At 63.1% G+C, this 22,969-nt stretch carries 19 protein-coding genes; 11 read left to right on the top strand and 8 right to left on the bottom strand.

What is annotated here, in order from left to right:
• Complete coding sequence (locus KIG99_RS15015) at positions 1–2,046, bottom strand: ATP-binding protein (RefSeq protein ID WP_226460885.1); 2,046 nt, start codon at positions 2,044–2,046, stop codon at positions 1–3.
• A gap of 9 nt (positions 2,047–2,055) precedes the next feature.
• Positions 2,056–2,895, bottom strand: coding sequence for a phosphate/phosphite/phosphonate ABC transporter substrate-binding protein (locus KIG99_RS15010; protein WP_226460884.1), 840 nt, complete (start codon positions 2,893–2,895; stop codon positions 2,056–2,058).
• Positions 2,896–3,201: 306 nt separating this feature from the next.
• On the opposite strand from KIG99_RS15010, the gene KIG99_RS15005 reads away from it, so the two are divergent.
• Positions 3,202–3,615 (top strand): hypothetical protein, encoded by a 414-nt coding sequence (locus KIG99_RS15005; protein ID WP_226460883.1) that lies wholly within the window; start codon positions 3,202–3,204, stop codon positions 3,613–3,615.
• 87 nt (positions 3,616–3,702) lie between these two features.
• Here the strand turns inward: KIG99_RS15005 and KIG99_RS15000 are convergent, their stop codons facing one another.
• The 3 genes from KIG99_RS15000 to KIG99_RS14990 all read right to left on the bottom strand — a co-directional run bounded on the left by KIG99_RS15000 (position 3,703) and on the right by KIG99_RS14990 (position 7,771).
• The gene (locus tag KIG99_RS15000) at positions 3,703–6,309 is read right to left on the bottom strand and encodes an ATP-binding protein (protein ID WP_226460882.1); all 2,607 of its coding nucleotides are present in this window, start codon (positions 6,307–6,309) and stop codon (positions 3,703–3,705) included.
• Between the two features lie 5 nt (positions 6,310–6,314).
• The gene (locus KIG99_RS14995; protein ID WP_226460881.1) at positions 6,315–7,175 is read right to left on the bottom strand and encodes a phosphate/phosphite/phosphonate ABC transporter substrate-binding protein; all 861 of its coding nucleotides are present in this window, start codon (positions 7,173–7,175) and stop codon (positions 6,315–6,317) included.
• 167 nt (positions 7,176–7,342) lie between these two features.
• Complete coding sequence (locus KIG99_RS14990) at positions 7,343–7,771, bottom strand: TOBE domain-containing protein (RefSeq protein WP_226460880.1); 429 nt, start codon at positions 7,769–7,771, stop codon at positions 7,343–7,345.
• A 199-nt stretch (positions 7,772–7,970) separates the two neighbouring features.
• On the opposite strand from KIG99_RS14990, the gene KIG99_RS14985 reads away from it, so the two are divergent.
• The 8 genes from KIG99_RS14985 (at position 7,971) to KIG99_RS14950 (ending at position 15,688) form a co-directional block, all read left to right on the top strand.
• Positions 7,971–8,789: a TOBE domain-containing protein gene (locus KIG99_RS14985; RefSeq protein WP_226460879.1), complete on the top strand. Its 819-nt coding sequence runs from the start codon at positions 7,971–7,973 to the stop codon at positions 8,787–8,789.
• A 214-nt stretch (positions 8,790–9,003) separates the two neighbouring features.
• Positions 9,004–9,750, top strand: coding sequence for a molybdate ABC transporter substrate-binding protein (gene modA / locus KIG99_RS14980; protein ID WP_226460878.1), 747 nt, complete (start codon positions 9,004–9,006; stop codon positions 9,748–9,750).
• A 14-nt stretch (positions 9,751–9,764) separates the two neighbouring features.
• Positions 9,765–10,607, top strand: a complete 843-nt coding sequence (gene modD / locus KIG99_RS14975; RefSeq protein WP_226460877.1) for a ModD protein — start codon at positions 9,765–9,767, stop codon at positions 10,605–10,607.
• Positions 10,608–10,750: 143 nt separating this feature from the next.
• The gene (locus KIG99_RS14970) at positions 10,751–11,143 is read left to right on the top strand and encodes a NifB/NifX family molybdenum-iron cluster-binding protein (RefSeq protein ID WP_226460876.1); all 393 of its coding nucleotides are present in this window, start codon (positions 10,751–10,753) and stop codon (positions 11,141–11,143) included.
• Positions 11,144–11,156: 13 nt separating this feature from the next.
• Positions 11,157–11,831, top strand: a complete 675-nt coding sequence (gene modB, locus KIG99_RS14965) for a molybdate ABC transporter permease subunit (protein WP_226460875.1) — start codon at positions 11,157–11,159, stop codon at positions 11,829–11,831.
• On the top strand, positions 11,828–12,907 hold the full coding sequence (gene modC / locus KIG99_RS14960; protein ID WP_226460874.1) for a molybdenum ABC transporter ATP-binding protein: 1,080 nt from the start codon (positions 11,828–11,830) through the stop codon (positions 12,905–12,907). Before modB ends, modC begins: the two co-directional genes overlap by 4 nt.
• 165 nt (positions 12,908–13,072) lie before the next feature.
• Positions 13,073–14,035, top strand: coding sequence for a hypothetical protein (locus tag KIG99_RS14955; RefSeq protein ID WP_226460873.1), 963 nt, complete (start codon positions 13,073–13,075; stop codon positions 14,033–14,035).
• 186 nt (positions 14,036–14,221) lie between these two features.
• A complete protein-coding gene (locus KIG99_RS14950) occupies positions 14,222–15,688 on the top strand; it encodes a type IV pilus assembly protein FimV (protein WP_226460872.1) in 1,467 nt (488 codons plus the stop codon).
• Here the strand turns inward: KIG99_RS14950 and KIG99_RS14945 are convergent.
• Positions 15,685–17,025, bottom strand: coding sequence for a (Fe-S)-binding protein (locus tag KIG99_RS14945; protein ID WP_226460871.1), 1,341 nt, complete (start codon positions 17,023–17,025; stop codon positions 15,685–15,687). The two genes, KIG99_RS14950 and KIG99_RS14945, sit on opposite strands and share 4 nt — an antisense overlap.
• A 302-nt stretch (positions 17,026–17,327) precedes the next feature.
• Here KIG99_RS14945 and KIG99_RS14940 point away from each other — a divergent pair, with 302 nt between their 5' ends.
• Both KIG99_RS14940 and KIG99_RS14935 read left to right on the top strand, forming a co-directional pair.
• Positions 17,328–18,443, top strand: coding sequence for an ABC transporter substrate-binding protein (locus KIG99_RS14940; RefSeq protein WP_226460870.1), 1,116 nt, complete (start codon positions 17,328–17,330; stop codon positions 18,441–18,443).
• On the top strand, positions 18,440–20,734 hold the full coding sequence (locus tag KIG99_RS14935) for a hybrid sensor histidine kinase/response regulator (RefSeq protein ID WP_226460869.1): 2,295 nt from the start codon (positions 18,440–18,442) through the stop codon (positions 20,732–20,734). Before KIG99_RS14940 ends, KIG99_RS14935 begins: the two co-directional genes overlap by 4 nt.
• A 104-nt stretch (positions 20,735–20,838) precedes the next feature.
• On the opposite strand, the gene KIG99_RS14930 is transcribed toward KIG99_RS14935, so the two are convergent.
• Positions 20,839–21,762 (bottom strand): hypothetical protein, encoded by a 924-nt coding sequence (locus KIG99_RS14930; protein WP_226460868.1) that lies wholly within the window; start codon positions 21,760–21,762, stop codon positions 20,839–20,841.
• Positions 21,759–22,910: an alpha/beta hydrolase gene (locus tag KIG99_RS14925; RefSeq protein ID WP_226460867.1), complete on the bottom strand. Its 1,152-nt coding sequence runs from the start codon at positions 22,908–22,910 to the stop codon at positions 21,759–21,761. Before KIG99_RS14925 ends, KIG99_RS14930 begins: the two co-directional genes overlap by 4 nt.
• Positions 22,911–22,969 lie beyond the last annotated feature (59 nt).

Here is a 22,969-nt window from a genome sequence, read left to right as displayed (position 1 = left end):
TCAACCGTGGCGGCCAGCCCAACGGGCAAGGCAATCAAACAACTGCCTGGCATTGATCGGTTTGGAAACGTAGTCATCCATTCCCGCTTCAAGACACAACTCGCGGTCGCCCTGCATGGCATTGGCGGTCATCGCGATGATTGGCACATGGCCCTTGCCCGAAACAGTCTCGTCAGCGCGAATGCGGCGCGTCGCCTCCAGACCGTCCATGACCGGCATCTGCATATCCATCAGGATCGCGGAAAAGGCATTCCCGGCCAGGGCGGAAATCGCTTCCTGGCCATTTTCGGCAAGGGTCACGCGATAGCCGCGCCGCTCGAGCAAAGTCCTCGCCAAACGCTGGTTGACCGGGTTGTCCTCGACCAGCAGCAATTGCTGTGCAGGCAATTCCGGGATATCCGTCCGCCCCGCTTCGCTCGCTGCTGCATCCGGCGAGGCGGAGGACAAGTTTTCCTGTGCCAGCACCTCCACCAGCAAAGTGAAATGGAAGCTGCTGCCAGCACCAGGCTGGCTTTCAACCCAGATACGCCCGCCCAGCAGTTCGACAAGGCGGCGGCAAATGGTCAGCCCCAGCCCGGTGCCGCCGTATTTGCGCGTCGTCGAGTTGTCAGCCTGGGTAAAGGCATCGAAAACCTGATCCAGTCTTTCCGGCGCAATGCCTATGCCGCTATCGCGTACCGTCAAATGCAGCAGATGTGAGCCGGAATCACCATTGAGCCAGTCGACACGGACCAGCACTTCACCGGATTCGGTGAACTTGAGCGCATTGCCGAGCAGATTGGTCAGAATCTGCAGCAAACGCACCGGATCGCAAACCACGCTCATCGGCAAATCCGGCGCGATTTCGCAACGCAGCGCCAGATGTTTTTCTGCGGCGAGCAGTTCCATGGGCTGTACCGACGCCTCGATGACTTTGCGCAACTCGCAAGGCACACGTTCGATCGAGAGCATGCCCGCCTCGATCTTCGAAAAATCGAGGATATCGTTGATGATGGTCAGCAAGGACTCGGCCGACGTCTTGACGATGCCGACAAACTCCCGCTGTTCGGGGTTGATGTCGGAATCGAGGACAAGATCGGTCATGCCGATGATGCCATTCATCGGCGTACGGATTTCATGGCTCATGTTGGCGAGAAACTCGCTCTTCGCACGACTCGCCGCCTCGGCCGAGTCTTTCGCCTGCTGCAACTCAAGGCGACTGGCTTCGCGCTCGGCGACCATGCGGGCAATGACTTTCGAGAGGACGGCAATATCGTCGGTTTTCTGCTCGACACTGAGTTCGCTCACCGGCAACATGCTCGCGACAATCTCGCGCAATGAATGCAGCGCCCGATCCCGGGCCGCAAGCTCGGTACGCAGACTCTCGGCAGTACGTTGCAGCACCTCGAAAGCCGGCCTGAACTCGAGCGGCAAATCATCGACCAGGGCCGCATCGGCAGCGTTCGCATCAAGACGAAAATCCCGCTCGAAGGTTTGCACGCGCTCCAGCGCTCCCAGCCAGTGCCGCAGCGGAAACCAGATCAGCAGCAGGCCGCCGAACAGGCTGGACAAGGCCAGGCTGACGCCGACCCGGATCAGTTGCCAGAGCCCTTCGGCGATACTGTCGACGGCAAACACCAGGCGCAGTACCCCGTAATCGACACCACCCGCGCCCACGTTCCGGTTGACGTCATACAGCTGATCAGCCACCCGCTGGCGCAACCAATCCGGCGCCTTTGTCCTGGCCATCTGCGGGTTTTCACTTTTGAGCACACCGCCAGCCAGATCGATGAATTTGGCCGACTCGAACTGCGAACGCAGGATGGACTTGTCGAGGGTGCGCTGAATGGTGTCGTAATCGCCAATCACCGCACTGTCGGAAACGGTTTGCGCCACCACCTCGATCAACATCGTCGCCGAGCGCTGCGCCTCTTCGATGGTTTCGTTGTACTGATATTGATAAAACAGCACCAGGCTGCCACCAACAAACAGCAGCAAGGTGGCCGAATAGAGGGCGTACACCCGCCCGATCAGCGATTGCGGCAGAACGTGACGCAAAATACTCATACCCGACACTCAGCGCAGCGCTGCAGGTGCACTTTCGTAAAACCGGCGATAAGAAGCGTAGTCTGCCGTCGAAGCCGGCAGGAAGTAGGCTTTCGGATCGAGTCCGACCTCTTCCGAGGAACGCAGCAGGATGGCCTTGCCAACCGGATCGCGGTGCATGCCGACAAAGGCGGAAGCAACCGCTTTGACATCCTTTTCCGGCACCTTGCTCGCCGCCATCAGGGCCAGATCGTGATACGACTCCGAGGTCCACAGCACGCGGAAACGTTTGCCTTCTCGCGTCGTGTAGCCGTCAATCAATGCCGAGTTGCTGCCGACAGCCTTGGCCTTGCCGGCAAACAACTGGGCAAAAGCGGCATTCTGGTTACCGGCAAAAACACTTCTGACATCGATATTTTTTGAAAGCAGATAGCCGTACGGCACCTTGTAACCGACAAAAGCTTCCGGGCCGGCAAACACGACTTCCTGTCCCTTCAACTCCTCGACCCGGGTAATCGGTGAATCCTCCGGCACAGCGATCTGGCCGGAGAGCGGCGGCGTCCAGCGCCGGCCGAACACTTTCCAGCCCAGCTTTTCCCGCGCCGGGCTGAACAGGTGATTCGAGAAGACGAACTCGACTTCCTGCGCCAGCACGTAGGCCGTCGTATCAGCCGATGTGCGGCCGATCTTGAGCTCCAGCCTGACACCGCTCTTGTCACTGACGTACTTGATGATCGGATTCCAGTAGGCCGCCGTTTTATTGATATCCCACTGGTTGACCGGGGAGAAGCGGTAGACGTTGTCCTGCGCCAGGACAGGGGCCGAAAAGGCCAGAACGAAGGGCAAAAAGATACTCAGGATTCGCAACATGTTTGACTCGATCAGAGGAAAACAAAGACAGCGTCAGAGTACATCAATTTGCCTGCCAAACGCCCTCCCCGCCTGCCGCCGGCGGCCTTTTCATGGCGTACTCGCAACGCACCGGCAACGGCGCTTTCGCACCTGACGGCGGAATGAAGCAAACCGAACACGCGCTGTCGGATTAACAACATTCGTTGTGTAGTTAACGACATAACGAATAATAAGCAGCCAAAAAACACGAGCCAACCAGCAAAACAAGCGGGCACAGCTTTTGCGAAGCAACAAGCATCGTTATATAGACAACTATATTTTGAAATGAAAACCCAAACAGAAGCCGACACCAGGAAGTCCTGGGCCCCGAACCGTCCGTCGCGCGGAAAAGCAAACCTGCACGCCAAGCCGGCCTGGCGCAGTCACCTGCCGCAAGAGTGGCTGGATGCCGTCGAATCACCGCTCTATTTCGAGCAATACAGCGAATACGAAATCAGCGCCGGGCGCAGCATCGGCTACGACGCCGACGACCGCCCCTGCTTCACCTCGCACTACTACCTGCTGACCAGTCTGGTCAGTGACGACGACGAGGAATTCTACGAAGTCGTCACTTATTGCGAGGAAATGTCGGCCTGGCGCATGCGCGACGGGCGCTGGCTGATCTACCGCCGCAACTGCACCAGCCAGACAGACGAGCCACGCAGCTTCTACGCCTTCGCCAGCGACATGCCGCGCTGAACCCAAAAAGCCAGCCTCAGCATCAAGCCCCCGCCGCCACACCGAAAAAATGAGCACCGGGTATTTTCGTTGAACACGGGAAACTGATCAGCGGCCGGCCTCGTCATTGTTGCCACGGAGTTCGCGCAGGGTCTGTTGTGCCCCTTCAAAGTCGAACAGCCTGATCTGGCGCAGGAAACCCTCGTAGCGAACGCCCAGCGTGTAGCGCAGTTGCGGCGCGTAGGCGTCGAGCAAGCCGAGGCAGCTCATTTCACCGGCGGTCAGCAGATCATCGAGTTCCTGCAGGACCCGCGGCGGAATCGTCTGCTCCGAAACGAGGACACTGTCTTGCAGCGCGGCCGATGAATGCCCCAGGCCCACCGCCAGAATATCCAGCTGCTGGCGTACGACTTCCATTTCCCGGTGTATTTCGTCGCGCTGCGCAACGATGTCGCAGCCCGGGCGCAGCATGCCTTCCAGACTGCGCGCGCACTCCGCCAGGTGATCGGCGCCCAGGGTTGCGGCGGCACCTTTCAGCGAATGCGCGTGGCGCTGCGCCGTCGCCTGATCGCCCTCGGCCAGGCAGGCGGCAACCAGGGCCATGTCATTGACGTGTCCTTCGACAAAGCGGCCAAGCAGATCGAGATAGCGCCCAGTCTTGCCGCGCACGACCTTCAGGCCACGCTCGATGTCGAGATCCGGCAAGCGTCGCGCCACTTCGCGCAGAACAGCCTCGTCACCGGCATCAAGCGGCGGCGGCAGAACCGCGCCGGCAACCGGTTCAGCCCCGCCGGCCCGGGCCGGCAACCATTTCAGCAAGGCTTCGTAGAGGGTCTGCGGATCGACCGGCTTGGCGATGAAGTCGCTCATGCCCGCTGCCGCACAGGCCCGCCGGTCTTCGTCGAAGGCATTGGCGGTCATCGCCAGAATCGGTGCCCGGTTGAATGTCGGCTGGGCGCGAATAGAGCGCGCCGCCTCCAGGCCATCCATGTTGGGCATCTGGATATCCATCAGGATCAGGTCGTAGGCGGTGTTGCGGGCCCGCTCCAGGGCGAGCAAACCGTCCTCGGCGGTATCGACAACCATACCGACGCCGTGCAGCAACTCGAGCGCCACCTCGCTGTTGATGGCATTGTCCTCGGCCAGCAGGAGGCGGGCGCCGGCATGCCGGTTGCGCAGTTCGACCTCGAGGTTGCGCGCATCGCTTTCAGCCACTTCGGCCACGGCGTGCATTTGTACGCGCTGCAGGCGCACGGTAAACCAGAAGGTACTGCCCTTGCCCGGCTCGCTTTCGGCGCCGACTTCACCGCCCATCAACTCGGCCAGGCGGCGGGTAATCGCCAGCCCCAAGCCGGTACCGCCATATTTGCGCGTGGTCGAGGCATCGGCCTGCTCGAAGACGACAAAGAGCTTGTCCAGCTTGTCGGGCGCAATCCCGATGCCGGTATCGACAATCTCGAAACGCAGCAGCACGTCGTCGCCATGCTCTTCAAGCAGTTGCGCGCGCAGGCTGACAACACCGTGCTCGGTGAACTTGACGGCATTGCCAGCATAGTTGAGCAGCGCCTGACGCAAACGGGTCTGGTCGCCGCGCACCCATTTGGGCAAATGATCGTAGTCGATTTCAAGTTGCAGACCTTTAGCCTGCGCCGCCTCGAAAACCATGGAGCGGACGTGATCGAGTACCGCCCCCGGCGAGAACTCGTCCTCCAGCAGTTGCAGCTTGCCCGACTCGATCTTGGAGAGATCGAGAATGTCATTGATGATCGACAGCAGGTGCCGGGCCGCACTGCCGATCTTGGCCAGACGCGCCGCCTGCTCTGCCGTGGCACCGACCCGCAGCAGATGGGTCAGGCCGATGATGGCATTCATCGGCGTGCGGATCTCGTGGCTCATGTTGGCGACGAAGGTGCTTTTCGCCTGACTTGCCGCCACCGCCATATCCCTGGCGCCCTGCAATTCTGCAGTGCGCTGCTCGACCAGTTTTTCGAGATGCTGGCGATGTTCGCGCAATTCGCTTTCGGCTTTCTGCCGCTCGCGAATTTCGCCGAGCAATTCATCGTGATAATCCTGCAGGTCGCGCCGCATCGCAGCGAAGCTCTCGATGGTATCGCCGACCTCATCCCCCCTACCAAGCGGCAGCGGCACATCGAACTGACGCCGGGAGAGCGCCTTGGCAGCCCCCGACAGACGCCGCATCGGGCGCACGACCACGCTTTCGACCATGACCACCCAGATCACGCCAAGCAGCAGGATGGTGCCAATCAGCAGCATGGCGAGTTGCTGATGCTGCTGATAACGTTTTTCCAGCCAGCGCGACAGATCGACCCGGACATGCAGATGTCCGACCGGCCGCCCCAGGCAAGCAATGTCCTTTTCCAGGGTCTGCACCTGCCGCCCCTCCGCTTGCGGCTGATCAGCACCGGTACGTGGCGGATACAGCTGCTGCCCGCGCTCGTTGCTGAGCACGATGTGCTGCCACTGCGGGCTCTTCTTTTTCAGTTCATCCAGGTTGGCATTGATGATGTCGAGCTGGCTGGCCATCATCAGCGGAATCAGGCCTTCGATGACGCTGTCCAGGTGATGATCGGTCTCTTCGAGATACTCTTTCTTCTGGGTTTCGAGATAGCCGGGTATCCAGACCAGATGCAGGAAGAGCAGCGAGGCCAGACTAGCCAGCACGAGCGGTAGCAACAATCTCCAGCGTAGTGACATGGTGTTTATTTCCGGGCCGGAACCCAATAGGTTTCAAGGCCCCACTTGCGCATGACGAGAAAATCATCGAGTGAAGTCGTGACCGGCGCACGCATCGGCACCTCTTCCCACAACGCCTTGCCGGCCGGCGTTGCTGCCATCTCGAGAATGGCCTTGCGCAGCCGCTCGCGCACTTCGGCCGGAATGCGCGGATGCGCCGCCACCGGGTGCGAAGGCATGGCGCGCGTCGTGTAGAGCACGCGCAAACCGCCGCGAATCCCGGCCTCCTGCTCGGAAAGCGTTTTTTCGACACCGCCGCCGGCATCGGTCAGGCCGTTCAGCACATTGAGATAAACCGAACTATGGGTTTGCACATTGACCACATTCATCGTCGTATTGAACAGGCGGTTCAGATCCGCCTGCAGCAACAGGCTGGCCCCCAGCGCATTCGGCGAGGGCACCGCCAGCGTTCGTCCGGCCAGATCCTCGACCTTTTGCACCGGGCTGTCGCGACGCACGACAAGAATGCCACGCAAGGGCTCGCGGTCGCGCACCAGCGGGATGTAGCCCTGCACGTCGCTGCTGCGCAGGATGTGATACGGATTGGCATAGACGAAGTCGAAATTCCCCTTTTCCAGGCCGGCTTCGAACTCCGGCACAGTCAGGGTCACGGCAAGACGAATATCGAGTCCGGTGCGCCGGCTCAGTTCATCGGCAATCGGCTTCCAGATCGAAAAGACCTTGCGCTGCTCGAACTGGGGAACGACGCCCAGGGTAAAACTCTTGCCGCTGTCCGCCTGCACCGCCCAGACCGGCAGCAGGCACAACGCGAGGACCAGGCCGAGTCCCTTGCCGCTGCGCCCGATTCGTTCCAGTACTGCAATCATGATCACTCCCGGAAGTTGGCGTCAGCCCCCGGCCTGACGCTCCCCGTCCAAACTCGACGGCGTGTTCTTGCCTGCGATTCTGGCACTCTCCGGGCAATCCGGCCAGCACTTAAAGCCGGCACAAAAAAGGCGGCCCGTGGCCGCCTGGTGCATAGCGCTGCCGAGTTTCAGGCGGGCACGCCAAGAATGACGTGACTGGCCTTGATCAAGGCAGAAGCGGCGACACCTTCCCTGAGACCGAGTTCGAGCACGGCTTCGTTGGTCACCACGGCATAGACCGTCGTCCCGCCGGCCAGTTTGATGCCCACTTCGGTGTTCACCGCACCTTTCTGGAGCGTGCTGACCGTACCGGTCAACTGGTTGCGGGCCGAGAATTTGATCTGCTCGACACCGGCCAGCAGCATCACCCAGGGTGCCTTGACGTAGGCGACCACTTCCTTGCCGACCGCCAGACCAAGCGACTCGACGCTGCCTTCCGTCACGATTGCGACAATTTTGTCGCCGCCTTCCGTCGTCAGTTCGACTTCGGCATTGACCGCACCATCGACCAGGGCTGTGATTTTTCCTTTGAATACATTGCGGGCGCTGACACTCATGCTGCTCTCCTGAATAAGTTGATCCGACTGGCCCGATTTTCGCTATATACAAAATAACTCAACGAATATTGTCGGGTTATCGACACTGTAGGCGCTAGCGTTACACGAATACAACCATAGCGCAGCCGGTATTTTCAGTAAATGGACTTGAGTTATAGTAACCGTTATATAGACAACGAAATCACGAAATCACGAAATCATGGACACGATACTGCACCGCCTGCGCGGCAAACTGGAAGTCGATACCGAATTCGGCACCTTTCTCGGCGACACGCGAATTCGCCTGCTTGAGGCGGTCGACCGGCACGGCTCGATCTCGCAAGCAGCAAAAGCCGTGCCGCTTTCCTACAAGGCGGCCTGGGACGCGATCGACGCCATGAACAACCTGGCCGACCAGCCGCTGGTGCTGCGCTCGACCGGCGGCAAGAACGGCGGCGGCACGCTGCTCACCGAGTACGGCAAGAAGGTGATCGCGCTCTACCGTGCCCTCGAAGCCGAATACCAGGCCGCGCTCGACCGCCTGACGGCGAGCATGAACGACGGCGAGGCGAGCGACTTCAAGCAATTCAGCAGGCTGCTCAAGCGCATGTCGATGAAGACCAGCGCCCGCAACCAGTTCGCCGGCCATGTCGTCGGCCTGCGCGAAGGCCATGTCGACTACGAAGTGCGCCTCAAGCTCGACGAAGAAAACGAAATCGTCGCCGTGATCACCGGCGAATCGGCCGAAACCATGGGCCTGTCGATCGGCATGGAGCTCAACGCGCTGGTCAAGTCGTCGTCGGTGCTGCTGCTCAACGACAGCAGCGTCAGGACCAGCGCCCGCAACCACCTGTGGGGCGAGATCACGCGCATCCACGACGGCCCGGTCAATTCGGAAATCACGCTCGCCATGAAGAGCGGCAAGTCGGTCTGCGCCGTCGTCACCCACGACAGCGTCGAGCGCCTCGGCCTCGCCGTCGGCGAACAGGCCTGCGCCGTGTTCAAGGCTTCCGCCGTCATTCTTTGCAAATACGCCTGAGCGGGGAAAAAGCCATGCGCGAACCGCATCCGGATCCTTCGTTCCGACTCCCCACCGGCGCCGGCATTGCCCTGGCACACGGCTGCGGTGGCGGTTATCGGGTCCGCCCGGCGCAGGCAGCCGCAAGCAGCCCGGCGCCAGGCGTCGCTCCCGGCGAGAAAACAGCCGTACCCGACGCCCAGCCCATTTCCAGCCCAACCCCAGGAGAACTTCCATGAAACGCACCCTGCCGCTGATTTTTGCCCTTTTTGCGCTGTCGACCGCCCAGGCCGATGAAGTCCAGGTCGCCGTCGCCGCCAATTTCACCGGCCCGATGCAGGTCATCAGTGCGCTGTTCGAGCGCGACACCGGCCACAAGACCAGCCTCGCCTTCGGCGCGACCGGCAAGTTCTACGCCCAGATCAACAATGGCGCGCCTTTCGAAGTGCTGCTCGCGGCCGACGACGAAACCCCGGCCAAGCTGGTCAAGGAAGGCAATGCCGTCGCCGGCACGCCCTTCACCTACGCCATCGGCACGCTGGTGCTGTGGTCGGCCGATCCCAAGCGGGTCGACAACAAGGGCGACATCCTGAAAAAGGGCGGCTTCAAGCACCTCGCCATCGCCAATCCGAAAGCCGCACCTTACGGCGCAGCTGCCATGCAGACCATGAGCAAGCTCGGCGTCGTCGACCAGCTCAAGCCGCTCTTCGTGCAGGGCGAAAACATTTCGCAGACGCACCAGTTCATCTCCACCGGCGCCGCCGAACTCGGCTTCGTCGCCTACTCGCAGGTCATCAAAAACGGCCAGATCGGCAGCGGTTCGGGCTGGATCGTGCCGGGCAGCTTCTATGACCCGATCCGCCAGGATGCGGTGATCCTCGCCAAGGGCAAGGACAAGCCGGCCGCCGTTGCGCTGATGAATTACCTCAAGGGCGACAAGGCCAAGGCCGTGATCAAGTCCTTCGGTTACGAACTGCGCTGAAAGAAACCTCGCCGATGAGCCCCTTCCGCCTGCCCGACAGCCAGCTCGAACAACTGCTGCACGACGATGCGCCCTGCGGCGATGCCACCACGCACGCTCTGGCCATCGGTCAACTGCCCGGAAAGATGGTTTTTCGCGCCCGTTACGACATGGTCGTCTGCGGCAGCGAAGAGGCGCAGCGTCTGGGCGAACTGCGCGGATTGCAGGCCGTTGGCGCGGTCGTCGCCAGTGGCACGCGCCTGCCGGCCGGGGCGGAAATCCTGACGCTTGAAGGCGATGCCGCCGCCCTGCACCTCGTCTGGAAAACAGCGCAGACACTGATGGAATACCTGTCCGGTATCGCCACCAGCGCCGCCGACATCGTCACCGCCGCCCGCCAGGCCGACCCGGCGGCCAGCGTCGTGTGCACGCGCAAGAATTTCCCCGGCACCAAGCAGGCGGCGATGAAAGCCGTGCTCTGCGCCGGCGCCAGCCCGCATCGCCTGAGCCTTTCCGAAACCCTGCTCGTCTTTGCCGAACACCGCGCCTTTCTCGGCGCCGAAGCGCCCGCCGAGAGCCTCGCCCGCCTGCGCCGGCAATGGCCGGAGCGCGCCCTCGTCGTCGAGGTCGCCAGTGAAGCCGAAGCGCTGGACTGGGCCGCCGCCGGCGCCGACATCCTGCAATTGGAAAAATGGTCGCCGGCAGCGGTCGACCGCCTGCACCGGCAGATTCCCGCCACCCGCCTGGCTGCCGCCGGCGGTGTCAATGCCGGCAATGCCGCGGCCTACGTGCAGACCGGTGCGCTGATCCTGGTCAGCAGCGCGCCCTATTTCGCCGCACCGCGCGATGTCGCGGTCAGCATCACGCCACTCGCCTGAGGCGCGAGACGCCCACCCATGCGCCAAGCCCAACCGCATTTCCTTCCGGACGCCGCCCGACAGCTTCGCTATCATGCGCATGTTCCGGTCGCTACCATGCACTGCGTAGCGACCCCGCCCACCGAACTGTCGAGGCCTCATCCATGAAAATCGCCATCGCCACCAAGGATTTCAGCAAAGTCAGCGGTCACGCCGGGCAAGCCCGGCAATGGCTCCTCTATGACCTGACCGAACATCGCTCCAGCCAGTTGCTGCCTGCACCGCAGTTCATCGAACTGAACAAGGAGCAGATCCTGCACAGCTTCGAAGACAAGGAGCCGCACCCGCTTGATGGCGTCGACATCGTCGTCGCGGCCAGTGCCGGCGACGGTTTCATCCGCCACATGAAGCTGCGCGGCACCGAAGTCCTGCTCACCGGCGAAGAAGACCCGACCATGGCGATCAGCCGCATCCTGGCCGGCGAAGCCCTGCCCGATACGCGCTTCGACATCACCACCACGCTGTGCAAGGTGCGCGACCTGTTTTCCCGACATTGAAGCCTGACTGAACATGGAAACATCCGACCTCGCCGCCATCTGGCTGACGCTTAAACTGGCGACGACCGTCACCGCGCTGCTGCTCGTCATCGGCACACCAATCGCCTGGTGGCTGGCGCGCACCCGCTCGATGTTCAAGGGCATTGTCGGCGCCGTCGTCGCGCTGCCGCTGGTCCTGCCGCCCACCGTGCTCGGCTTCTACATGCTGGTCGTCATGGGGCCGCACGGTCCACTCGGCCAATTGACTGAAAAGCTCGGCCTCGGCCTCTTGCCCTTCACCTTCCCCGGCCTGGTCATCGCCTCCGTTTTCTATTCGCTGCCCTTTGTCGTGCAGCCGATCCAGAACGCTTTCGAGGCCATCGGCGAGCGTCCGCTCGAAGTAGCCGCGACGCTGCGCGCCAGCCCCTGGGATGCCTTCTGGTCGGTCGCCGTACCGCTCGCCAAACCCGGCTTCCTGTCCGGCGCCATCCTCGGCTTTGCCCATACGGTCGGCGAATTCGGCATCGTGCTGATGATAGGCGGCAACATTCCCGACAAGACGCGCGTCGTCTCGGTACTGATCTACGATCACGTCGAAGCCATGGAATATACCCAGGCGCACTGGCTGGCCGGCGGCATGGTGTTGTTCAGTTTCATGGTCCTGCTCGGCCTGTACACCTTCAACCCGGCACGGAGGAAAGCCCTGTGAGCGGCGAAATCACGGCCCGTTTTCATGTCGACCGCCAGGATTTCGTGCTCGACGTCGATCTCTGCCTGCCGGGCAGCGGCGTCAGCGCCCTGTTCGGCCACTCCGGCTCGGGCAAGACGACCTGCCTGCGCGCCATGGCCGGCCTCGAACGCGCGCCGCAGGGCTATTTCGCGATCGGAGACGAAGTCTGGCAGGACGAGGCGCGCGGCCATTTCGTGCCGCCGCACCAGCGCGCCCTCGGTTTCGTTTTTCAGGAAGCCAGCCTGTTCCCGCATCTCTCGGTGCGCCGCAACATGGAATTCGGGCAAAAACGCGCGTCGACCGCTACGGGCGGCCTCGCCCTGCCCGCCGTCAGCGAACTGCTCGGCATCGGCCACCTGCTCGAACGCATGCCCGGCCAGCTCTCCGGCGGCGAACGCCAGCGCGTCGCGATCGCCCGCGCCCTCCTCGCCGCGCCCAAGATCCTGCTGATGGACGAGCCGCTGGCCGCGCTCGATCTCAAACGCAAGCAGGAAATCCTGCCCTATCTCGAACGCCTGCACCAGGAACTGGCGCTGCCGATCATCTATGTCAGCCACGCGCCGGACGAAGTGGCCCGCCTCGCCGACCATCTCGTCCTGCTCGATCAGGGCCGCACGGTGGCGAGCGGCCCGCTCAACGACGTGCTGGCCCGTCTTGATCTGCCGGAAGCCTTTGCCGACGATGCCGGCGTCGTCATCCAGACGCGTGTCGCCGAGCACGAAGCCGACGACCTGACCCGCCTCGAATTCGCCGGTGGCGAAATCTACGTTTCACGCCGCGATGAAGCTGTCGGCACGCCGCTGCGCTGTCGCATCCACGCCCGCGACGTCAGCCTGACGCTGCTGCCGCAGGTGCAAAGCAGCATCCTGAACTGCGTTGCGGCCAGCGTCGTCGACCTGGCCCCCACCGAGACGCCGGGACATGTCCTGGTCCGCCTCGATGTCGGCAACACCCCCTTGCTCGCCCGCATTACCCGACGTTCGGCGGAACGTCTGGCGATCCAGCCGGGTCTAAACCTGCGCGCCCAGATCAAAGCCGTCGCACTCCTCGGTTAGAATGGCGCCCGAAGCGGGGGCTCCACGCACCGAAAAGAGGCGAGTTTCACCCCGGAAGCTTTTTCCAAACGCCGATTTTTCCATCAAATTCAGCAATTTGGGTTTGCAGCCCGAGGCGCATGTTTATTGCTTGATGGCTAATCCGTTGACCGACAGCGACCCAACATGAACAACGTGTATCACCTGGAACACAGTCAGACGCCCGAAGAAAACCCGCCGGAGGGCACGCGCCGCCTGATCGACGGCGAGGAACGCGTGCTCTACGACGGTTACTGGATCAAGACCTACGAGGTCCCGGCCGATACGCTGGAAGCCAAGAAACGCCTGATCGAGGCGCTCACCCGCCGCCTCTTCAACCACACCGAACACGGCCTCAACATTCCCGGCACGCGTCTCGCCGAGGCCCGCGCCAGCCACGAGGCGGAAACCGATCCGGCCAAGAAGCGGGTCAAGGCAGCAATGCTGGCCGGCGCCTTGTTCAACCGGGCAACCGACATCTTCCGCAAACTGGTCGAACTGCAATCCTGCGGCATCGAGATTCGCAGCGACGACGCCCTGATGCGCGAATGCGGCCAGTGTCTGCTGAGCGCCATGGAACTCGGCCACTGCGTGCGCCACCGCAGCGGCGACGAAGGCATCGACGAATTGTGGGGCGAACCCTTCCGCGCCTTCTCGATCCCGCTCGAGGATTTCTACGAAAGCCGCTACATCAAGATCGGCCAGAGCCTGCGCGATATCGACAAGATCGCCAATGCAATGATTGCCTGCTTTGCCCAGATCCCGGTATTTGCCGGCATCGAAGCGCCGATCCGCGACTTCGTCCGCGCCGCCAAGCTGAAAACCGAGATCCTGCGCACCGACGGCGACATTTTCGAAGTCTGGTCCGAACTGGTCACCGCCGGCGAACGCCTCGCCAACTTCACGCCGCTCGCCCCGGTCGACGACAACAAGCCGCTGCACAGCATCACCGACGGCCTGCAACTGCTGCGCAACGGCCGCGACCTGGTGTTCTACATCACGCGCGCCCGCACGCCGATGCCGAAAAGCACGCGCGAACACATCGAACGCTGCGAAACCTACCTTGCCACCGGCCGCGTGCCGCTGATGCCGGTGCCGCTGCCGGTTTGAGCCGAGCGCCCGGCGGCCACGCCGCCAACGGCAAACCCCGGTGGAAATTATTCAATGGTGAATAATTTCCACCCAAGGAAAAAAGTCGCCGCCGCTTGATCCACGGCAACAGGCCCGCGAATCGCGGCCTGGCGCGCCCCGCCCCCTGCTAGGATTTACTTGCAGAAACAAAATAAAGGGGCGGTCATGACTCCTGAAAAAATCCTGCTCCAGGCCATTTTGCTGGCCTTGTGCAGCAGCGAAGCAAGCGCAATCGGGTTGGGGGAAATCACCTTGCATTCCCGGCTCGGGGAAAGCCTCCGGGCCGATATTCCCCTGCACACCGCAGACGGCGAGATTCCGGATGCCACATGCTTTGCCGTGGTCCGCGACGATGCCCCCGGCCTGCCGGTGCTGGCCACTGCCAGCCTGAGTCTGGTCCGCAAAGCCGGCACCTACCACCTCAGCCTGCGCAGCCGCCAGCCGATTGCCGATCCGGCCTTCGTGCTCGCGATCAAGGCACGCTGCAGCATGGAACTCCAGCGCACCTACGTCCTGATGCCCGACCCGCCGCAATTCGGCGAAATCGAATTGGTGAGCAATGCCGTGGACATGGTACGCCCGGCCGATGGACAAACCTGGTTCGCCCGCGAAGGTGAAACCCTGCGCGAAATCGCCGCCAGTCTCGCTGCCGGCAACCCGCGCCAGCAGGCGCGCAGCCTGGCGGCTCTCCGCCGGGCCAACCCGGGCATCGCGCGCGACGAGGCCTTGCCGGAAGGCACCGCCATTCTGTTGCGCGCGCCACGCCGGCCGCAGGCGGAAAGCCGCACCAAGTCCGAACTCACCGCCATACCGCCTGCGCCGGCAACCCGGACGCGCCAGGCCGCAGCCAGGAGCAAGGCCCCTCGCACAGCGGCCAAGGTCGACCGGGTCATGGTCAGTACAACGCCGCCCGCCCCGGTGCCCAATCCCTTGTCCGCCACGGGAGAAACGCTGGGCCAGATCGAGGAACGCATCCTCAAGCTGGAGCAGACCCTGCACACCCTGCATGCCGAAGTCAGCAAGCTTGATGTCGCCCTCAATGAAACCAATGCTGCCCTGCTTGAAAGAAACCGCCTGCAACTGGCGCAGCAGATCGAGCAAGTGCCGCCAACCAACCAGAAGCAGGCCAACGGCGGCCAGGAATTGCTGTTCAGCGCGCTCGCCGGCGGCGGCATTGCCGTCCTCCTCGCCCATCTCCTCGGCCGGCGCCGGGAACGCCTGGTAGCCAAGGAAATGCCGCTGATCATGAACGGCTATCATCCGGAAGTGCAGGTCGACCGGAGCGGGCTGCCCGAAAGCCCGAGTCGCCAGCCGGAACCTTCGACAGAACGGGCCGTGCCGGACATCGGCGTCGCCGAGTTGCCGTTCGACGAGAACAATACCGAACTGGCACTGGTCGAGATGTTGCTCGCCTCGGGCCGGGCGCGCGGCGCCATGGAAACGCTGGCCAGATATATCGCCAACAATTCGCCGGACGACATCGAGCCGTGGAAGATGCTGCTCGATCTTTACCGGCAATGCGGGATGCAAAGCGAATACGAAAGCCTGCACCGGCAGATCCTCGAGAAATTCAAGATCCGCGTCGCCGACTGGGAAACCCGGATCGAACCGGCTGCGCGCATCGCCGCCTAGGCCAGCGCCCGCTGCAGCAACACCGCCACGTGTATCGCCTGGCGGCCGCTGCCGTCGGCGATCTGGTGACGACAGGAAAAGCCGTCGGCGACGATCAGGGTGTCCGGCGCAGCTGCGCGTACGGCCGGCAACAAGGCCAACTCGCCCATCGCCACCGAGGCGGCGTAATGCTCGGCTTCCAGCCCGAAACTGCCGGACATGCCGCAGCAGCTGGCGTCAATGATCTCGAACTCGAATTCCGGGATCCAGGCGAGTACCTTTCTGACCGATTTCATCGCGCCGAAGGCCTTCTGGTGGCAATGCCCATGCACCAGTGCCTTGCCGCCGGGAATCGGCTGCAGCTTGAGCTGCATCCCCTTGTTCGCCTCGCGCATCAGGAATTCTTCAAAGAGGAAGGCCTGCTTGCCGAGTTGTGCCACATCCGGGCCGAGCGACAGGCTGTAGAACTCGTCGCGCAGGGCGAGCAAACACGAGGGCTCCAGCCCGATGATCGGCGTTCCTGCCGCCAAGGCCGGCGCCAGCGCCGCCATGACCCGCTTGCCTTCGCGTTTGGCCGCCTCGACCATGCCTTGCGACAGGTACGTCCGGCCGCAGCACAACGGCCGTTCCGGCTCGCCGTCGTCGGCCGCCGGGCGCAGCATCTCGACGGCGTAGCCGGCGGCGGTCAGCACTGCGCGCGCCGCGCTGGCGACTTCCGGCGTGTAGTAATGCGTGAAGGTATCGACAAAAAGGAGCACTTTGCCGCGTTGACCGCTGGCCGGCGCTTCGGCTGCCGGCAGCGGCCCGCCGACGATTGCCGGGATCGGTCGCCGGGCCGAGATGCCGAGCCGGCGTTCGGCGAGCGCCGCCAGCCAGGGCGAGGCATTGCGCCAGCGCACGAGCAGGGCCAAGGGAGCCCGCCAGCGATGCAGCCAGGCCGGCAGGCTGCCGAACAGGCGGGCGCGCAGCGAGACGCCGTGGCGTTCGTTTTTCTGCGCCAGGTATTCGGTCTTGATCAGGGTCATATCGACGGCGCTCGGGCATTCCTTCTTGCAGCCCTTGCACGAGACGCAGAGATCCATCGCCGCCGCCAGATCAGGATGAGAAAAGGGCTCGTCGCCGAGTTCACCGTTGAGCGCCGCCTTGAAGGCCTTGACACGGGCACCGGTCGAATGCGCCGGATCGTGCGTGATGCGGTAGCTCGGGCACATGACGCCCTTGCCGTCGCGCTGGCACTGGTGATTGTTCATGCACACGGCGACCGCCTTGGCGTAATTGCCGCCGGTCGCCGGAATGCCGGCATAAGCGTCGCCGGCACCGTAGGTATCGTAGGCCGACCAGTCGAGATGGGTTTTCATGCAGAGCACCAAGCAAGAGCGGCGCCATCGGGAAAACACGCAGAATCAGCCAGATAGCCAATGGGCATTTGTCGACAATGCGACAAACATCGCGCGCTGCCAGGCCATGCCGCCGCAAGCCCGGCCCCGGGCCATCCACGGGCTTTGCGGGGCGCTGACGAGGGCCGCCGGCTAATCATCCGGAATGGCCGAATCCCGCATGGCTGCTGGCATCGCGCTTGACCCTCCCGGAGCCGGGTGGTACAAAATCGGCTCGCCACGGAGATGGCGACAAAAGAACAAATAACGAGGAGGGAGATGCCTTGATCCTGCATGGAACTTCGCGGCTGCTCGGCGCATCCTGCCTGCTGCTCGCACTAGCCGCCTGCACGCCGCCCGAGCCGATCCGGATCGGTCTGCTCGCGGGTCTTTCCGACCGTGGCTCGGATTTTGGCGAAAGCGTCCGCAATGGCGTCATTCTCGCCGTCGAGCAACAGAACCAGGCTGGCGGCATCAATGGCCGCAAGATCGAACTGCTCGTGCGCGACGACGGCCAGGACAAGGACAAGGCCAGACAGGCCGCCCAGGAACTGATCGCACTGCACCCCGACATCATCATCGGCCCGGTCACCAGTTCGATGGCGGCCGTGGTCATGCCGCTGTTCAATCAGGCCGGCCAGATCATCATCAGCCCGACCGTGGCATCGACTGATTTTTACGGCAAGGATGACAACCTCTTCCGCGTCAATTGCACCACCCGCGAAGCCGCCATCCAGCATGCCCGGGTGCTCTACGAGCGCGGCAGCCGCCGGGTTGGCCTCGCCTTCGACGCCTCCAACCTGCCCTTTGGCGAAACCTGGGTGAAGGGATTCTCTTCCGAGTTCGAAAAACTGGGCGGTGTCACCAGCAGCACCGCCGGTTTCGAATCGACGGCAAGCACACGTTTTTCCGACGTCATCAATCGGCTGCTCGCCGACCGGCCGGATGCGCTGATCTTTGTCGCCAGCACGCTCGATACGGCGCGCCTGGCGCAGCAGGCCCGCCGCCTCGCCCCCGGCCTGCCGCTCAGCTCCTCGGAATGGGCGGCCTCCGGCGAAGCGCTCAGCGAAATGGGCGGCAGCGCCGTCGAAGGCATGCTGATGACCCACGCTTACAACCGCGACGATCCCGGCGTCGCCTACCAGAATTTCCGCAACGCCTTCAAGCAACGCTTCCAGCGCGAATTCGGCTCCTTCTCGCTGCTTGCCTACGACACGGCGAACGTCGTCTTTGCCGCGCTGCAGAAACGCGACAAGGATGAGGACATGAAGGCAGCCTTGCTCAAATACGGCCCGTATCAGGGCGTACAGCAGGAAATCCGCTTCGACACCAATGGCGACGCGACGCGCCGGGTCTTTTTCACCGAAATCCACGACGGCAGCCTGCACCAGCTCAAATGACCCCACCCGCCTTGCGCGAATGGCGACTGCACGCTTACCTCGGCGTGTTGCTCGCAGTAACCTCGGTGCTGACCTTCCTGATCGTCGGCTCGATCTTCCTGCTCACCCGCATTCCACAGCTGGAGTCGGAAATCCGCACCCGCGCCGAAGGCGACGCCCGCGAGCTGGCCTTCCGCATCGAAATGCAGATGCTGGCCCAGCAGGAGCAACTGGCCCTGGTCGCCAGTGCGCTCGGCAACAGCGCATCACCGACCGCGCTGATTGGACAGACGGTTGCCGGTGGCAAGGTTTTCCGGGCGCTGTATCTGCTCTCGGCCAAGGGCGAAGTGATCACCGCCGGTTTGCCGCCCGAGTATCGCCATCTCGAACACGAGGTGCTCGGCAGCGACCTTTCCGGCACGCCGCTCTTTCGTGAAGTCAAACTGCGCGCCGGCCCGGTCTGGAGCGACAAGTACCTGTCGGCGCTGAGCGGCGTCGTGACCGTCGGGCTGGCCGTACCGGCCGGCAACGAGCAGGTGCTGCTGGCGGAAATTCCGCTCGGCTACCTGCTCAATATCCTCGATCGCAACCCCGGGGAAAAACAAAGGGCAATCTGGGTCCTCGACCAGCGCGGCGAACTGCTCGCCGATACCGAATCGGCCAAGCGGGTCGGCGAACTGAATCTCTACAACTCGCCCATCCTCAATGCCGTGCTCAAGGGTGAAACCCTGCCCACGCAATATGCTTTCGACGGGCGCAACTATTACGTCGGCGGCGCCCGCTCGGCCGCCCTCGGCTGGTCCTTCATCGCCCGCCTGCCGGCCGGCCTCGCCCACCCGGAAATCCGCATGACCGTCTTCATCGTCTGCGGCGGTTTCCTGGCATCCTTGCTGATCGGCTCCCTGCTCGCCCTGTACGGCGCCTCGCGCCTGCTCCGGCCACTGGCCGGCATCGTCCGTCAGGCGCACCAGATCGCCCAGGGCGAAACGGTAGACGCCTGGCCGCGCGGCCGCATCACCGAATTCAATCACCTTTCCGACGACATCGGCCAGATGGCCAATGCCATTCTCGAACGCGAGCATGAGCTGCGCGACATGAACGCGAGCCTCGAGGCGCGCGTCAGCGAACGCACCACCGCCCTCTACCAGGCCAAGGAAGCGGCCGAGGCGGCCAGCCGCTCGAAGAGCACCTTCCTCGCCAACATGAGTCACGAAATCCGCACGCCGCTCAATGCGATCAGCGGCATGGCCCTGCTCATGCGCCGGGCCGGCCTCAGCCCGGCGCAGGGCGAACGCCTCGGCAAGCTGGAGGCGGCCGGCGAGCATCTGCTTGAAGTCATCAACATGGTGCTCGACCTTTCCAAGATCGAAGCCGGCAAACTGATCCTCGAAGAAAGCAGCTTCCCGGTCGGCAGCCTGTTTGAAAACGTCAGTTCGATGCTGCAGCTGCGAGCCAAGGAAAAACAGCTGCAACTCTCCTATACCTTGCCCGAGTTGCCGCCGCTGGTGCTTGGCGACCGGACCCGCCTGCAGCAAGCGCTGCTCAATTACGCCGTCAATGCCGTGAAATTCACCGAACAGGGCAGCGTCACCCTGCGCGCCGTCATCCTCGAAGAAGATGCCGCCAGCCTGCTGCTGCGTTTCGAGGTCAGCGACACCGGCATCGGCATTGCACCGGAGGCCCTGCCCCGCTTGTTCACCGCCTTTGAACAGGCGGACGGCTCGACGACGCGCAAATATGGCGGCACCGGGCTCGGCCTGGCGATTACCGCGAAAATTGCCGATGCCATGAACGGCGAAGTGGGGGTCGAAAGCGAACCGGGCAAGGGCAGCATCTTCTGGTTCACCGCCCGCCTGAAAAAGCCGCAGCCGCAAGCCGAACACCCAATCGCGCATGAGCTCGACGCCGAAGCCTCCCTGCGCCAGAGCTTTGCCGGCAGCCATGTCCTGCTGGTCGAGGACGAACCGATCAATCGCGAGATCGCCCAGATCCTGCTCGAAGAAATCGGCTTTCACGTCGACACCGCCGAAGATGGCGAACAGGCCGTCGCGCTGTTCCAGCAACAGCCGCACTATGCGCTGATCCTGATGGATATGCAGATGCCGCGCATGGACGGCCTCGAAGCAACCCGGCGCATTCGCGCCCTGCCCGGCGGCGAGGAACAGCTGATCATCGCGATGACCGCGAATGCCTTTGCCGAAGACAAGGCACGCTGCCTGGCGGCCGGCATGGATGATTTTTCGACCAAGCCGATCGACCCGGACATCTTCTTCAAGCTGCTGCTCGACAAACTGTCGGCGCGCCAGAAATAAGCAGGGCCGGATCAACCGGCCCTGGCATGCACATCAACGCGAATCCCGAGCGGTCGACCTGCCCGCAACGGCATTTTTGACCGCTTGCCGCCGCAGGGGCACGTCTACTCGGCCGTCTTTTCGCCGTTACCGCGCTTGAAGAAAAATGCCGCAATCGCGGCCAGGCTGGTGCCGAGCAGGGCAAACAGGCTGTCCACCTGCCTGACCCAGCTTTTGAGCAATTCAATGAATTCCTCGAAGGTCGCCGGTGGCCACGAAGTGACGATAACGCTGCCGAGATAGGGCGTGCTGACGCCACTTTCCCGCCCGCTGACGCGCGCCGCGACCCGAACCTGCAGCTTCAGTTCGCCGGTTTTCAGCGGTTTGACCAGCCATTGCCAGCGCAGCGGCACCTTGGGCAATACCGGCTGGACGATGGGGCCGGCCGGATTGACCTCGAACTCGCCGTTGAACACCAGCAGCTCGGCGACCACTTCGTTGCCGAGTTCGACGACCAGCCGCCCGGTATTGACCTCGCCCGCCGCCGGCTTGATCTTCAAGGCCAGATTGCGCCCGAGATCGGCCTCGCCGACTTGTTGATCGAGCCAGAGTTCGACCGGATAACTGCGCCCGATGTGCATCTCGCGCGTCACACTGTAGGCCAGACTGGCCTCGACCAGTTCGGGCGGCGGCGTTTCGGCTTCGAGGAAGGCAACTTCCGGCGCTTGGCTGGCCGCGCGGCGCGCTCTTAACAGGCGGGCCGAGCCGCTGCGCGGGGCGCTCGTTGCGACAGCAGCCGGCGCCGCTGCAACGGCCTGCGGCACCTCGCCCGGTAGCGCACTTTCCGGCTGTGGCGCCGGCAGCGTCGGTGCAGGCGCTGGCATTGGCGCCGGCGCCACGGCACTCGCCCGAACCGGCATTTCTGCCGCTGGCGAAGAGTCGACCGCTGACGAAGCGCAGCCACCGAGCCCAAGCAACAACAAGAGTATTGCCAGCCAGCCCAGCGGTCCACGCTGCAAAAAGGGCAAAAATGCTGCGAAATTCCTCATGGCGCCACCTGCATCGTCCAACAATTGTCGAGATTGGCGTTGCGCGCACGCTGGCGCAGCGCATCGTCCTGCGCCCGGCCGTCGATGCTCAGGCGGATGTCGGCATTGACGCTGCCGCTCAGGTAGTAGCTGTGGCCGGTGAAGTCGCTGACCACCGGCGTGCAATCGACCTGGTGGATCTTGTTGTGCAATTGCGCCGGATGCGCGGCGCCGTTATGGCCGAGGCGCTCCGGATTGCCCTTGGTGTAGTCGGAGACATACATCGCCTTGTCGTGCCGGTTGTAATAGAGCGTCACCTGGCGCGCGATCTGGTTGATCCGGCCAAGCGCCTTGCCTTCTTCCAGCGCGTTGTCGTCGAGATCGGGCGCGCACAGGAAGACGTGCTCGAACAGGCGCGGCAGGGCATTGCCCGGCGAGAAGTCGTAGAGCCGGGCGAGTGCGTTTTCGAGCAGGAAATTGCCCATCGAATGGCAGAGCAGATGGATGTCCTGACCGCACAGCTCACGCCCGCCGGCGCGTGCCTTGTCGCGCAGGCCGACCAGGAAATCGCGCACTTTGAGGAAGGCGCGCCCGACCGCACCGCCCGAGCCGGCCGCCTCGGTGCGGTCCGACTTGTAGGACACCCAGGGCAGCGCCGCGCCGTCCGATGGCCAGGAGAAGAGCACGACCGAGAGGTTCTGCGCCGGATCGCGCCGCGGACTGTTGTCGAGCATCAGTTGCAATGCGAGTGCGCCGCCCACCGCTTCGTTCCATTTGACATTGAAGCCGTGGATGTAGATCAGCACATCGCTGCTCGCCTCCATCAGGCACATCAGGTCCTCGAACATGGCGAGCGAGCCGAGTTTGGCGTTTTTCTGAGCGACATCGGCAATATCCTTGCTGATCGACTCGGGATAGACATCGATGCTCGCCGTTGCCGCACACGTTGCCAGGTATTCGCTGAGCTTTTCGCCATTGCCCTTGCCGAGCGGCCCGACATCGGCCTTGAGGCACTTCTTGATCTGCGCATCGGCGGCCTTGACGGTCAACACGCCAAAACGCAGGTTTTCCATGCCGTCGTCGCTGAACTTGGTGCCGTAACCATCGGGATGCAAGGCATCGCCCAGGTGGTGCCGGTTGGTCGCATAAAACAGTTTCAGGTTTGCCATGCTGCATCTCCCCGTGAATGCGTCCGGGCCGCCTGCGGCAGATCGCGTCGCCCCGCCCC

The organism is Quatrionicoccus australiensis (genome assembly GCF_020510425.1).
Lineage (GTDB): Bacteria > Pseudomonadota > Gammaproteobacteria > Burkholderiales > Rhodocyclaceae > Azonexus > Azonexus australiensis_A.
Note: the sequence above shows the minus strand (reverse complement) of the source record. Positions and strands in the feature narration are given on the sequence as shown.

Coding starts and splice junctions, on each gene's coding strand:
- KIG99_RS15015 (WP_226460885.1), bottom strand. CDS start 2,046: ATGAGTATTTTGCGTCACGTTCTGCCGCAATCGCTGATCGGGCGGGTG.
- KIG99_RS15010 (WP_226460884.1), bottom strand. CDS start 2,895: ATGTTGCGAATCCTGAGTATCTTTTTGCCCTTCGTTCTGGCCTTTTCG.
- KIG99_RS15005 (WP_226460883.1), top strand. CDS start 3,202: ATGAAAACCCAAACAGAAGCCGACACCAGGAAGTCCTGGGCCCCGAAC.
- KIG99_RS15000 (WP_226460882.1), bottom strand. CDS start 6,309: ATGTCACTACGCTGGAGATTGTTGCTACCGCTCGTGCTGGCTAGTCTG.
- KIG99_RS14995 (WP_226460881.1), bottom strand. CDS start 7,175: ATGATTGCAGTACTGGAACGAATCGGGCGCAGCGGCAAGGGACTCGGC.
- KIG99_RS14990 (WP_226460880.1), bottom strand. CDS start 7,771: ATGAGTGTCAGCGCCCGCAATGTATTCAAAGGAAAAATCACAGCCCTG.
- KIG99_RS14985 (WP_226460879.1), top strand. CDS start 7,971: ATGGACACGATACTGCACCGCCTGCGCGGCAAACTGGAAGTCGATACC.
- modA (WP_226460878.1), top strand. CDS start 9,004: ATGAAACGCACCCTGCCGCTGATTTTTGCCCTTTTTGCGCTGTCGACC.
- modD (WP_226460877.1), top strand. CDS start 9,765: ATGAGCCCCTTCCGCCTGCCCGACAGCCAGCTCGAACAACTGCTGCAC.
- KIG99_RS14970 (WP_226460876.1), top strand. CDS start 10,751: ATGAAAATCGCCATCGCCACCAAGGATTTCAGCAAAGTCAGCGGTCAC.
- modB (WP_226460875.1), top strand. CDS start 11,157: ATGGAAACATCCGACCTCGCCGCCATCTGGCTGACGCTTAAACTGGCG.
- KIG99_RS14955 (WP_226460873.1), top strand. CDS start 13,073: ATGAACAACGTGTATCACCTGGAACACAGTCAGACGCCCGAAGAAAAC.
- KIG99_RS14950 (WP_226460872.1), top strand. CDS start 14,222: ATGACTCCTGAAAAAATCCTGCTCCAGGCCATTTTGCTGGCCTTGTGC.
- KIG99_RS14945 (WP_226460871.1), bottom strand. CDS start 17,025: ATGAAAACCCATCTCGACTGGTCGGCCTACGATACCTACGGTGCCGGC.
- KIG99_RS14935 (WP_226460869.1), top strand. CDS start 18,440: ATGACCCCACCCGCCTTGCGCGAATGGCGACTGCACGCTTACCTCGGC.
- KIG99_RS14930 (WP_226460868.1), bottom strand. CDS start 21,762: ATGAGGAATTTCGCAGCATTTTTGCCCTTTTTGCAGCGTGGACCGCTG.
- KIG99_RS14925 (WP_226460867.1), bottom strand. CDS start 22,910: ATGGCAAACCTGAAACTGTTTTATGCGACCAACCGGCACCACCTGGGC.